A 12,219-nucleotide genomic window follows, 5' to 3' on the forward strand; every position below is an offset into this window, starting at 1 on the left:
TATAAACACTGCTGTAAATAAGTGGTGGAACGCACCTGAGATGGAAAAACCAAACGCTCGGGAATGGGACAAGGATGTTCGCAACAATTGCGAGCAAACTGAAGTGTGCCGTCCGCTTGTTTTTCACGCCAATGAAAACTGGCAGGGAGAAGGCAGCGAATGTTGTACTATTCACTCGGTTTCTCAGGCATTCATCATATTGGAAACAGAAGAAAAAATGCTCAGGGTGGGACCATTGGCCTCTGTCTTGTTGACGATGTTGTGCATCGAGCCAAGGTCGTATGGGTTAATGGCTCAATGCATGGCTGTGAGTTCGATCACCCATTGAGCGATACTGAATTTCAGCGTCTCCCTAATTCCTTTAGATTGGGTGGAACAGCATTGAAAAACGAACAGATTGACGTTTCTCAAAAGGAAACTTTCGGGGAGAGACTTCGCCGATTGCGGACCGATCGTGCAATGAGCCAATCGCATCTCGCGCGGCAACTGGGTGTTTCCAAGGTTACAGTCTGGAATTGGGAGAAGGATTCATCAGTGCCCCGTAGTCAATCGTTGGAGCAGCTTGCCGAGATCTTCAGATGTTCGGTTAGGGAGTTGCTGTTTGGAGGTGAGGCCAACACCTTTCCTGATGACAAGGAGCATGGCTCGCTGCGTGAGGCGCTGGACTTTTACAAGACCAAGATTGCAACTGTGGCCGGCGTCAGCACGGAAGACGTTACGATTACGATTTCATTCAGTAACTGATACTTACTCTTTAGAGTCTACGCCACCTTCGCCCTCCAGCCTGGCGGTGACATCAGGGTTCTTTTTCAAGTAGTCGGAAATTTCAGCTTGCATGCGGTCCCGTTCGGCAAGCTGAATCTTCTGGATAGCCGCCAAATAGGCTTCATTAACTTTGGCGACGGCAGGATCTCCGAGCAATTTCATCGAAGTTTGTAAGTAACGGCTTCCGGCAGGTGTTTCGGCGAAAGCGCGAATGTGTCTGAGCTCATCAAGGAAATATTCGTGTGTATATGCCAGCGCAGTTGCGTTGAGAATCTGTGGCAGATATTCCCTAACTGTAGGCATCAATAAACTAGGCATCGCGTCGAGCTGTTCGTTCAATATTTTCCGGATCCCGGCATCCGGTACGCTGTCGACCTTCATCGCGCGCCGGAACTGTCCCACCATATCGTCGATAGTCTTGGCGAAAGTTTGTTCACGGGTTTCTGGCGGGAACATGATCCGAACGATCGCTTGTGACTGGTCCAATGCCATTGCGTCCGAATGGCGCGTGGAGTCAGTGGTGGTTACCGGGACAGGCGCAGGAGGTTCGGCACTGTGAGCGACTGCCGCAAAATATGCGAATGCAAACGCAGCACAGGCCACCAAGACGTGGCGAACCATAAGAATATTCCGGATATAAAGGGCTAGTTGTTTAGCCCCACATCAAACAGGCGGGGCAAAAACCACATTGCCCCGCATATTAGAAGATCACTGATCGAGGAAGCTACGCATTTTTCTGCTGCGGCTCGGATGCTTCAGCTTACGCAGAGCCTTCGCCTCGATTTGCCGGATACGTTCACGTGTCACAGAGAATTGCTGCCCGACTTCTTCCAGCGTGTGATCGGTGTTCATGCCGATGCCGAAGCGCATGCGAAGCACACGTTCCTCACGCGGAGTGAGGCTGGCGAGCACGCGGGTAACTGTTTCCTTGAGGTTGGACTGGATCGCAGCATCCACAGGGATAATCGCGTTCTTATCTTCGATGAAATCGCCAAGGTGGGAATCTTCTTCATCGCCGATGGGCGTTTCCAGACTGATCGGCTCTTTGGCGATCTTCATAACTTTACGAACTTTTTCCAGAGGCATGGAAAGGCGTTCAGCCATTTCCTCCGGTGTCGGTTCGCGGCCCTGTTCGTGGAGGAATTGTCGACTCGTTCGTACAAGTTTATTGATCGTTTCGATCATATGTACCGGAATGCGGATTGTGCGGGCCTGATCGGCAATCGAGCGGGTAATGGCCTGCCGGATCCACCAGGTGGCATAAGTGCTGAATTTGTAGCCGCGGCGGTATTCGAATTTATCGACCGCTTTCATCAGGCCGATGTTTCCTTCCTGAATTAAATCCAGGAATTGCAGGCCGCGATTGGTGTATTTTTTAGCAATCGAAATCACCAGCCGAAGGTTCGCTTCAACCATTTCCTTCTTGGCGATGCGCGCTTCGCGTTCGCCCTTCTGGACCATGTTAACGATCCGACGAAACTCTGGCAGAGCCATACCAGTCTGGCTGGCAATGTCTGCGATTTCAGCACGGATACGCTCGACTGCGTCAGCCTCTTTCTCTGCGAAAGCGGCCCACTTTTTGTCTTTTTTGACGTTATCAGTCAGCCAGTTATCGTCCAGCTCGTTGCCGATATAGGCTTTGAGGAAGTCGACCCGCTTAACTTTATGACGTTCAGCAAGGCGCAGCATCTGGCCGCCCAGGGCGGTCAGGCGGCGGTTGAATGCATAAAGGTTGTCGACCAGGAATTCGATCTTACTCGCGTGAAACTGAACGCTTTCGACCTCTGCGGTCAGCTGTTCGCGAAGTTCCTCGTATTTCTTTTCCTTTGCTGCCGGAAAATCTTCGCCCCGGCCGAGTACGTCGACGCGTTCAGCCTGAAGTTTTTCGAATTTCTTGAACAGGTCGGTAATACGCGCGAAGCGTTCCAGAGCGTCCGGCTTGAGCGCAGCTTCCATTTGCGCGAGCGACAAAGTATTGTCCTCGTCGTCCTCTTCTTCGCGCCGCTTGGATGAGCCTTCCTCGCCATCTTCATCATCGCTGTCGACATCGTCGTCGTCATCGTCATCGTCGTCGCGGATGCTGGGACCGGCGGTTTCTTCGGAGATTTCGCCGTCGTCGTCTTCAGCGCCCTCTTCCATCTTGTCGACGGGGGGCTCTTTCGACAGCATGGCATCGAGATCGAGAATTTCGCGAAGCTGCATTTCCTCGGCATTGAGCGCTTCGGACCATTGGATAATCGCGTGAAATGTAATCGGGCTTTCACATAGTCCGATGATCATCGTGTCGCGCCCGGCCTCGATGCGCTTGGCGATGGCGATTTCGCCTTCGCGGCTGAGCAATTCCACCGCGCCCATTTCGCGCAGGTACATTCGCACCGGGTCATCGGTGCGCTCGACAGTTTCTTTCTTTTTGGCAGCAGCGGGTTTTGCCTTGGTGGCAGTGCCGCCATCTTCGCTGTCATCATTATCGTCAGAAGAATCGAGTGCGTCCACACCTTCGTCGGAGTCACTATCCTCTTCGGCGTCTTCGTCTTTTTCAACGATATTGACGCCCATTTCGCTGATGGCGGACATGACGTCCTCGATCTGCTCTGACGAAAGCTGATCCTGCGGGAGCGCTTCGTTGAGCTCGTCGACTGTCACGTATCCGCGGCGCTTGGCGCGCGTGATGAGCTTCTTGATCGAAGCTTCGTTGAGGTCGATGAGGGGGGCGTCGTCTTTGCCGTTACCGTCGTCGCTTGCCATCTGGTTCCGTATCAATCCGTTGTCTCGTCCGCTTCGCTGTTCCCGCCAGCTTGCGGATCGCCTGAATTATCATGAGCCGCGCCGGCGGCCCGCTTGCTTGCCATTTGCCCGAGTCGCTGCTGATTTTCCAGCATTCGTTCTCTCAGGCGCTTTTGTTCGGCAAACGCGCCCTCGGGATCGATAGCAAATCGCGCTGTTGCCGCGGAAATGGCGGCTTCCAACGCAGGCCTTTCGACCAGCAACGATATGGCTTCAGCCAAGACTTCGCGCGCCTCGTGCGGATCGGTTCCTTCTCTAAGGAAGGCAAAACGGGCTTTATCCAGTGGCGCGGATAGACCAGCGGGTGCTGATATGGGCGTTTTTGCGCCGGGATCAAGCATCTCTGCAGCTTCTATCAACGAATCCAGAGCAGGGCCGATCTTTTTATCAGCAACAGCAAAGCGTGACAGTTCGTCAGCGTGGGCAGTAATCTGGTCAGGAAAACGCAGTAATCCGGCAAGAACAGCCGAAGCGAGTATATCCCGAGATCCACCTTCGATTACTTTGCGGAGCCTGTTGGCTGCCTCTGGCGAAAGGGGGGGCGGAGCTGACTTGGTAAATCCGCTTTTCCAATCGCGTTGCGCACGGGCAGGGCGGGGCGCGCGGGGAGGAAAAGCGAACGCAGAAAATTTCTCCAGCAACTCGCGGCGATAGAGAGCTTTGATGTCAGAATGTTCGATGGCATCGACATGGGCCATCAGCCGTGCCTTCAGCCCTGCCTTGTCTTCCGGTGTATGGAGTGGCTGAGCATCGCGTTCGGCATTCCACAAAGTATCGAGAAGTGTGCTTGGAGAATGAAGCAGGTCATCCATCGCCTGAATGCCGCTAAGCTTTATCAGGTCATCCGGGTCGAGCCCCGCTGGTAAGTGAACGATTCCCAGTGACTTGCCCGGCTGCAACAAAGGTAAAGCCCGCGCAATCGCACGCATCGCCGCCCGCTGGCCCGCACTATCGCCATCGAAGCATAAAATCGGTGTGTCGACCATGCGCCACAACAAGCCAAGCTGGCGTTCGGTCAGGGCCGTGCCCATCGGGGCAACCGCGTCCTCTATCCCGGCTGCGGACAGCGCGATCACATCCATATAACCTTCGACAACGATAACCCGATTGGTCTGGCGACTGGCGGGACCGGCGCGATGCAGGTTATATAGTGTGCGCCCTTTGTCGAATAACGGTGTGTCAGGACTGTTGAGGTATTTCGGGGCTTTCGTGTCGCTGTCGAGAATTCGCCCGCCGAATCCGATCACGCGACCACGTGCGTCCTGAATTGGCAGCATAAGCCTGTCACGAAAACGGTCGTAAGGCTCCTTGTCATCGACAGCGATACGCAGGCCAGCTTCGATCAGCAGCGGCTCTTCGAAATGCGACAGCGCCGCTTTCATGGCTTGCCGATCAACCGGCGCGTAGCCAAAACCGAAGCGCTCCAACGTGCGCGAATTGAAACCGCGCGAAGCCAAATAATCGCGCGCCCTGGTTCCACGTTCACCCGTAAGATTGGCAACGAACCATTGCTGTGCCGCTTCGCAAACATCGTTGAGCGTGGCGCGCTGTTCAGCCTGTTGCGCGGCGCGCGGATCAGGGGCGGGGACTTCCATCCCGGCTTCCGCGGCCAATTCCTTGACCGCATCCATGAATGACAGGCCACGCTGATCGGTCATCCAGCGGATGACATCGCCATGCGCCCCGCATCCGAAGCAGTGATAGAAGCCCTTTTGATCCGAAACGGTAAAGCTGGGCGACTTCTCATTGTGGAATGGGCAGCAGGCTTTCCATTCATGCCCCGCCTTCTGTAGCTTGGTCGTGCGCGAAATAACGCTGGACAGCGTTATCCGCGCACGCAGTTCGTCAAGCCACTGAGGTGAAAGCATACGAGCAGTATTGCGCTACCCACTCCCGGAAGTCGAGCGGTGCCGGCAAATTTCGCTGGGCAGGCCGATGTTCATTCAGCTCAGCGAATCTTTCACCCATCCGCTTGCCTTGCCCATGTCGAGCTGGGTTCCGTGGCGAGCCTTCAGTTCAGCCATCACCCGGCCCATATCCTTCATGCTGTCTGCCCCAAGTTCAGCCTTTATGGCCTCGATCTTCGCCTTCGTTTCCTCTTCCCCCATCTGTGCGGGGAGGAATTCTTCGATCACGGACAGTTCGGCAGCTTCCTTTTCGGCCAGTTCGTCGCGTCCGCCATCGCGATACATCTGAATCGATTCGCGGCGCTGCTTGGCCATTTTTTGAAGGACATCGATAATCACGGCATCGTCATCGCCTGCAGCTTTGCCCGTTCGCAGCTCGATATCGCGATCTTTCACTTTGGCGAGGATCAGGCGTACTGCGGCGAGACGCTCTTTCTCGCCTCCCTTCATCGCTGCAATCTGGGCCTGCTTGAGATCATCGCGAAGCATCGTGTCGGTCTTTCCTGTGGAATGAGTAGTGTTGTTCACGCGCTTAGCCGGAATAAACGCGCTTGGACAGGTTGACGAGGCGCGTAAGCAGGCCTAGCGGCTGGGTCTTAGCGACATCGCCGGAAACCCCTGACTCGGAGCGCCCCATATGGCCGACCCCGCAACTTCTCGTGTGCAACCTGACGGAGCCACGGGAGTTCTCGTTCTAGCTGACGGAACAGTAATATGGGGCAGGGGTTTTGGAGCGATAGGCAGTGCAGTTGGCGAAGTGTGCTTCAACACTGCAATGACCGGATATCAGGAGGTTATGACAGACCCCTCCTATGCCGCACAGATCGTGACTTTTACTTTTCCGCATATCGGCAATGTCGGTGCGAATGGGGAAGACATTGAATCGCATGTCGAGGGTGCTGTCGGTTGTGTGGTGCGCGAAGCGGTGACTCCACACTCGAATTTCCGCGCTGAGCAACAGTTTGACGAATGGATGGAAAAGAACGGGAAGATCGGCTTGTCCGGGATCGATACCCGTGCGCTGACTCGACGCATTCGCCAGTCTGGCGCCCCTAACGCGGTGATTGCACATGCGCCCGATGGAAAGTTCGATCTCCCCGCGCTGATTGGACGGGCGCAGGAATGGCAAGGGCTGGAGGGTATGGACCTCGCCCTTCGCGTAACCCGCGATAAGGATGAAAAATGGGGCGGAGGCCCTTGGGTGCTCGGTACAGGTTATGCCCGCGCTGCCTGGGACAATCGCCCGCATGTCGTCGCTATCGATTATGGCGCGAAAGACAATATTTTCCGCAACCTGGTGAAGGCCGGCGCGCGAGTCACAGTTGTCCCTGCAAAAACTTCGCTGGAGGCTATTCTCGCGCTTGATCCCGATGGAGTGTTTCTCTCCAACGGGCCGGGCGATCCGGCGGCGACGGGTGAATATGCGGTGCCGGTGATTCAGGCTTTGCTGGAGCGGGACATTCCGTTGTTCGGCATCTGCCTCGGTCATCAAATGCTCGCGCTGGCGGCAGGCGCGAAAACGGTGAAGATGCATCAGGGGCACCGGGGGGCTAACCATCCGGTTCAGCGCGTCGGGGAAAGCTGGGGCGAAACCCGCGATCTGGTCGAGATTACCTCGATGAACCACGGCTTTGCAGTCGACGCTGACAGTCTCCCCGCCGGGGTGGAGCAAACCCATGTATCGCTGTTCGACGGATCGAACTGCGGCATCGCTATCAGCGGCAAGAAGGCATTCGGTGTGCAGTATCATCCCGAAGCGAGCCCCGGCCCGCAGGATAGCTTCTATCTATTTGAGAAATTCGTGAGGATGTTGGGGTAACAATGTCCGATTGGATCGTGACTACCCCAGACTACAACCGGCCCGTGCGCTCTATCAGCGCGAAAATCTGAGTACGAAACAAATGCCCAAACGCACTGATATCTCATCCATCCTCGTAATCGGTGCCGGGCCGATCGTAATCGGTCAGGCTTGCGAGTTCGATTATTCGGGCACGCAGGCGATCAAGGCTTTGAAGGAGGAGGGCTATCGCGTCATCCTCGTCAATTCCAATCCGGCGACGATCATGACCGACCCGGAATTTGCCGACGCGACCTATGTCGAGCCGATCACACCCGAAATAGTCGCCAAGATCATCAAGAAAGAGCGGCCCGATGCTGTGCTGCCGACGATGGGCGGGCAGACTGCGTTGAACTGTGCGCTGGCTCTTTTCAACGACGGCACTCTGGAAAAATTCGGCGTGCAGATGATCGGCGCCGATGCCGATGCGATCGACAAAGCGGAAAACCGCCAGCGTTTTCGCGAAGCGATGGATAAGATCGGATTGGAGTCGGCGCGCAGCGGCGTAGCCAATACGCTGGACGAGGCGTTTGCTGTGCTCGAACGCACCGGCCTGCCTTCGATCATCCGGCCCAGCTTCACCCTAGGCGGAACCGGTGGCGGTATCGCCTATAACAAGGCCGAATTCGAGCGGATCGTGCGCGAAGGGCTGGATGCCAGCCCCACCACCGAAGTGCTGATCGAGGAATCGCTGCTTGGCTGGAAAGAATATGAGATGGAGGTCGTGCGCGACCGGCACGACAACGCGATTATCATCTGCTCGATCGAAAATGTCGATCCGATGGGCGTGCACACCGGGGATTCGATTACTGTCGCCCCCGCACTGACGCTGACTGACAAGGAATACCAGATCATGCGCTCCGCCAGCATTGCGGTGCTGCGCGAGATTGGGGTGGAGACTGGTGGATCGAACGTACAGTTCGCGGTCAACCCGAAAGACGGTCGCCTGATCGTGATCGAAATGAATCCGCGGGTTTCGCGTTCGTCCGCTCTGGCGTCGAAAGCCACGGGTTTTCCCATTGCGCGTGTCGCTGCGAAGCTGGCGGTCGGTTATACGCTGGATGAAATTACCAACGAAATCACTGGCGCCACTCCGGCAAGTTTCGAGCCGACCATCGACTATGTCGTGACCAAGATCCCGCGTTTTGCTTTCGAAAAATTCAAGGGCACCGACGCCTCGCTCTCCACGGCCATGAAATCGGTCGGTGAGGTGATGGCGATTGGGCGCAACTTTCAGGAATCGATGCAAAAGGCGCTTCGAGGGCTGGAAACGGGGCTGGACGGGTTCAATCGTCAGATCGATCTGGAAGGCGCGACGAAAGATGCCATCACCGCTGCGCTCGCCAAACGGACTCCCGATCGTCTTTTGAATGTCGGGCAGGCGTTCCGTGAAGGTTTCACGGTCGAAGATATTCAGCAAATCACCGGTTACGATCCCTGGTTCCTGCGCCAGATCGAAGAGATTATCGCTTGCGAAAAAGTCGTGATGGAACGCGGCTTGCCGAGCGACGCCGCGCAATTACGCCGCTTGAAGGCGATGGGTTTCTCCGACAAGCGGCTCGCGACCCTCGCGGTGCGCTCAGTCGGTGTTGCCGGAGGTCTGGGAGAAACACAGGCCCGGCGCTCAGGGTTGTTGCATGACACGCTGAGGGCGATGGCTGGAGCTACCAGCGAAGAAGAGGTGCGCGCTCTGCGCCACAAGCTTGGTGTGTTTCCAGTGTTCAAGAGGATCGATTCCTGCGCGGCGGAATTCGAAGCCATCACCCCCTATATGTATTCGACATACGAAGCCCCCAGCTTTGGGGAGCCTGAAGACGAGGCTGAACCGAGTGATCGGCGCAAGATTGTTATCCTTGGCGGTGGGCCGAACCGTATCGGGCAGGGCATCGAGTTCGATTACTGCTGCGTACACGCATGCTTCGCATTGAGCGAGGCGGGTTTCGAAACGATCATGGTCAATTGCAACCCGGAAACGGTCAGCACCGATTACGATACCTCCGACCGCCTCTATTTCGAGCCGCTGACCGCGGAAGACGTGCTGGAGATTTTGCGGGTCGAACAACAGAACGGCGAGCTGGTCGGCGTGATCGTCCAGTTTGGCGGACAGACTCCGCTTAAGCTCGCGCAGGCGCTGGAAGACGAAGGGATTCCGATCCTTGGGACCAGCCCCGATGCCATCGATCTGGCGGAAGATCGCGAACGTTTCGCCAAGCTGGTTGTTCAACTCGGCCTTAAGCAGCCTTTGAATGGCATTGCCAAAAGTCGGGATGAAGCCGCCGCAGTGGCGGCGCGTATCGGCTATCCGGTGTTGTTACGCCCCAGTTATGTACTGGGTGGTCGGGCGATGGAAATCGTCGATAGTGAAGCCCAGCTTGACGACTATATCGCCACCGCGGTGAATGTTTCGGGCGACAGCCCGGTGCTGGTCGACCAATATTTGCGCGATGCGATAGAGGCCGATGTCGATGCTCTGTGCGATGGAGTGGAAGTTCGTGTCGCCGGCGTCATGCAGCATATCGAGGAAGCCGGTGTACATTCGGGCGATAGCGCCGCGACGTTGCCGCCTTATTCGCTTTCGCCTGAAATCGTTTCTGAAATGGAACGACAGGCGGAAGCACTGGCGCTGGCATTGGGCGTGCGCGGTTTGATGAACGTGCAGTTTGCCGTGAAAGACGGCGAAGTATACCTGATCGAAGTGAACCCGCGTGCAAGCCGCACGGTGCCATTCGTTGCCAAAGCGATAGGGCAGCCAGTTGCCAAAATCGCCAGCCGGGTAATGGCAGGTGAAAAGCTGGCCGATTTCGAACCTTTCCGCCGCGATCTGGATTATATGGCCGTCAAGGAAGCGGTATTTCCGTTCACTCGTTTTGCCGGATCTGATCCTGCTTTGACGCCGGAAATGAAGTCGACAGGGGAAGTGATGGGGATCGACCGCGATTTCCCGACCGCGTTCCTTAAATCGCAACTCGGTTCGGGTGCGACATTGCCCGATAGCGGAGTACTCTTCGTATCGGTGAAGGATAGCGATAAGGCGATCATTCTTCCTGCGGTCAAAGACCTGATCGAACATGGCTTTTCAGTAATCGCAACCGGCGGTACACAGCGTTATCTGGAAGAGCAGGGGCTTGCGGTCGAGCGTGTCAACAAAGTTGCGGAAGGGCAGCCGCATATTGTGGACAGGATCGTCGATCACGAAATCGCTCTGATCTTCAATACGACCGAAGGATGGCAATCGTTGCTCGATTCCAAATCGATCCGTGCGTCGGCTCTCGAATCGAAGACTCCATACTACACCACTGCCGCAGCCAGCCTTGCTGCGGCACGCGCAATTACGCAGGTTAGAGCAAGCCAGCTTGAAGTGCGACCGCTGCAAGACTATTATAGTTGAAACAACCGCACTCCTCCCCAGACATTCAGACTGGTTTGTCGCCGTTTCTCTGAAGCGGCCCAGTACCGAATTGCCGCAGGGGAAGTTGAAGGAAACAGGGAATGGCCACGATGGAAAAAGTTCCGATGCTTGCCGAGGGCTACGAGCGGCTGACTGCCGATCTTAAAACCCTGCGTGCAGAGCGTCCCAAAATTGTCGACGCGATCGAGGAAGCGCGTGCACACGGCGATCTGTCAGAAAACGCCGAATATCACGCCGCTAAAGAGCGGCAGGGTCAGGTAGAAGCGCAGATCGCCGAGTTGGAAGATCGCGTCAGCCGTGCACAGATTATTGATCCGACAGCGATGTCGGGCGACAAGATCGTGTTCGGCGCTACCGTTACTTTGCTCGATGAAAACGACAAACCAGTGAAGTACCAGATTGTTGGGCAGACCGAGGCAGACGCAAAGGTCGGTCGAATCAGCTACAATTCCCCACTCGGTCGCGCGCTGATCAGCAAGCAGGTGGGTGACGAAATCGAAGTCACCGTTCCTTCTGGCGACAAATTTTACCTCGTCGACAAGATCGAATTCATCTGATCGATTGAGTGGGCGGGGCATGTTGCCCCGCCACCCATCTTGTACATGGTTGGCTCAGGCCCCCTCGGCTTCCGGGTCGAGCAGTTTGTGCAGATGCACAATCACATATTTCATTTCTGCATCGTCCACAGTGCGCTGCGCGGCGCCGCGCCATGCGTCCACCGCCGCCGTGTAGCTGGGAAATACGCCGACTACGTCAATTTCTTCGGGATTTTCGAATTCGAGCGTGCGAGGATCGGTGACCCGACCACCCATTACCAGATGGAGTAACTGTTTGGACGTTGTGCCTTGCGTCATCTTGGGACCTGTTAGCTTGGGAGAGGGAGAGGAGCCTCGCCCATAAGCAAAACGGCACGTCAGGAAAAGCCCGACGTGCCGTAAAATGGTCGTATGTCGTAAGGGCAAGTTGTGGGTTAGTGGGTCAGTCGTTCGTGGACCTTGCGTGCGATGCGATTAGCTTTCTTGCTGGCTTCGCGTTTCAATACGCGCGCGGTGTCGCTCGCTTCTCCGGCCAGATAGCCAGCCTCGCGACGTGCAGAGCGCGCATTATCTCCGATCGTATCTCCAATATCTTCGAGACGATCCTGTCCGATGCGGGCAGCCTGAGTGGCATTGTCCAACAACTGAGCGCCGTAAGCGATGCCCAATTCGGCCAACGCGCCGGCAAGCGCTGAACCGCGTTTGGCCGCTTTCTTACGAAGCCGACGACCTGGACCGGGGACGATCGCCGCAATCGTTGCCCCAACGACAAGGGCACCGGCAACAGTCGCCAACGGATGGGCCTTAACGAAATCGGTTGCCGTTTGCTGAGCGACCTTAGCCTGCTCTGCAAGACTGCGCTGTTCGTTGCGGGCTTCAGCCGCTTCGACCTTTTCGCGCAACTCTGCCCGCTTTTCTTCTGGAGTCATGGCAGGTGCAGTTGGATAGGCATCGTCAGACATCGGGATCGTTCCTGATTAA

General features: G+C 56.2%; 10 protein-coding genes. 4 read left to right on the plus strand and 6 right to left on the minus strand.

Features of this window, described 5'->3' with window-relative positions; all coding sequences use genetic code 11:
• The first annotated feature begins 159 nt into the window (after nt 1-159).
• A complete protein-coding gene (locus CV013_RS04440) occupies nt 160-744 on the plus strand; it encodes a helix-turn-helix domain-containing protein (RefSeq protein WP_102154068.1) in 585 nt (194 codons plus the stop codon).
• A 3-nt stretch (nt 745-747) separates the two neighbouring features.
• Here the strand turns inward: CV013_RS04440 and CV013_RS04445 are convergent, their stop codons facing one another.
• The 4 genes from CV013_RS04445 to CV013_RS04460 all read right to left on the minus strand — a co-directional run bounded on the left by CV013_RS04445 (nt 748) and on the right by CV013_RS04460 (nt 5,945).
• Nucleotides 748-1,221 (minus strand): DUF2059 domain-containing protein, encoded by a 474-nt coding sequence (locus CV013_RS04445; RefSeq protein WP_123639944.1) that lies wholly within the window; start codon nt 1,219-1,221, stop codon nt 748-750.
• A 252-nt stretch (nt 1,222-1,473) separates the two neighbouring features.
• Nucleotides 1,474-3,510 carry an RNA polymerase sigma factor RpoD gene (rpoD, locus tag CV013_RS04450; RefSeq protein WP_102154070.1) on the minus strand — a complete coding sequence of 679 codons (2,037 nt, stop codon included), beginning with the start codon at nt 3,508-3,510 and terminating at the stop codon, nt 1,474-1,476.
• 11 nt (nt 3,511-3,521) lie between these two features.
• A complete protein-coding gene (dnaG, locus tag CV013_RS04455) occupies nt 3,522-5,417 on the minus strand; it encodes a DNA primase (RefSeq protein WP_102154071.1) in 1,896 nt (631 codons plus the stop codon).
• A 75-nt stretch (nt 5,418-5,492) separates the two neighbouring features.
• Nucleotides 5,493-5,945: a GatB/YqeY domain-containing protein gene (locus CV013_RS04460; RefSeq protein WP_102154072.1), complete on the minus strand. Its 453-nt coding sequence runs from the start codon at nt 5,943-5,945 to the stop codon at nt 5,493-5,495.
• 148 nt (nt 5,946-6,093) lie between these two features.
• Here CV013_RS04460 and carA point away from each other — a divergent pair, with 148 nt between their 5' ends.
• The 3 genes from carA to greA all read left to right on the plus strand — a co-directional run bounded on the left by carA (nt 6,094) and on the right by greA (nt 11,259).
• Nucleotides 6,094-7,275: a glutamine-hydrolyzing carbamoyl-phosphate synthase small subunit gene (gene carA / locus CV013_RS04465; protein ID WP_102154073.1), complete on the plus strand. Its 1,182-nt coding sequence runs from the start codon at nt 6,094-6,096 to the stop codon at nt 7,273-7,275.
• An 82-nt stretch (nt 7,276-7,357) separates the two neighbouring features.
• Entirely contained in the window at nt 7,358-10,681 is a 3,324-nt protein-coding gene (gene carB / locus CV013_RS04470) for a carbamoyl-phosphate synthase large subunit (protein WP_102154074.1), read from the plus strand.
• 101 nt (nt 10,682-10,782) lie between these two features.
• Nucleotides 10,783-11,259, plus strand: coding sequence for a transcription elongation factor GreA (gene greA / locus CV013_RS04475; protein ID WP_102154075.1), 477 nt, complete (start codon nt 10,783-10,785; stop codon nt 11,257-11,259).
• Nucleotides 11,260-11,313: 54 nt separating this feature from the next.
• Here the strand turns inward: greA and CV013_RS04480 are convergent, their stop codons facing one another.
• Nucleotides 11,314-11,556, minus strand: coding sequence for a DUF4170 domain-containing protein (locus CV013_RS04480; RefSeq protein WP_102154076.1), 243 nt, complete (start codon nt 11,554-11,556; stop codon nt 11,314-11,316).
• Nucleotides 11,557-11,672: 116 nt separating this feature from the next.
• Complete coding sequence (locus CV013_RS04485) at nt 11,673-12,200, minus strand: hypothetical protein (RefSeq protein WP_102154077.1); 528 nt, start codon at nt 12,198-12,200, stop codon at nt 11,673-11,675.
• Nucleotides 12,201-12,219 lie beyond the last annotated feature (19 nt).

It is taken from the genome of Tsuneonella flava, from assembly GCF_002870965.1.
Lineage (GTDB): Bacteria > Pseudomonadota > Alphaproteobacteria > Sphingomonadales > Sphingomonadaceae > Tsuneonella > Tsuneonella flava.